Origin of the sequence: Blastococcus sp. CCUG 61487, assembly GCF_005222955.1 — a bacterium.
GTDB lineage: Bacteria > Actinomycetota > Actinomycetes > Mycobacteriales > Geodermatophilaceae > Blastococcus.
Map to the genome: position 1 here is coordinate 1 of NZ_LWUA01000158.1, position 234 is coordinate 234.

1 protein-coding gene is annotated in these 234 nt (G+C 69.7%); it reads right to left on the reverse strand.

Annotated features, from left to right (window positions below; genetic code table 11):
- The coding region (locus A6V29_RS20815) for a hypothetical protein (RefSeq protein ID WP_170977797.1) at nucleotides 1–234 on the reverse strand (234 nt) is incomplete at both ends.

Sequence of the window (234 nt, forward strand, 5' to 3'; positions counted from 1 at the left end):
CGCCCAGCGCGCCGGGGAGCGCCGGCCGGTTCCGCAGCTCCGGCAGCAGCGAGAGGACGGCGAACACCAGGATCGCCGCCGCGACGAGCAGGCCCACCAGGGCCAGGAACGAGAAGTCGAAGACCTCCTCGAAGGTGTCGAACCAGGCGAGCAGCGTGAAGAGGAAGCCGATCGCGGCAAGTCCGACGGTGATCCACGACCGCGGGAAGCTCAGCTTGAGGTCGGTGAAGGCGG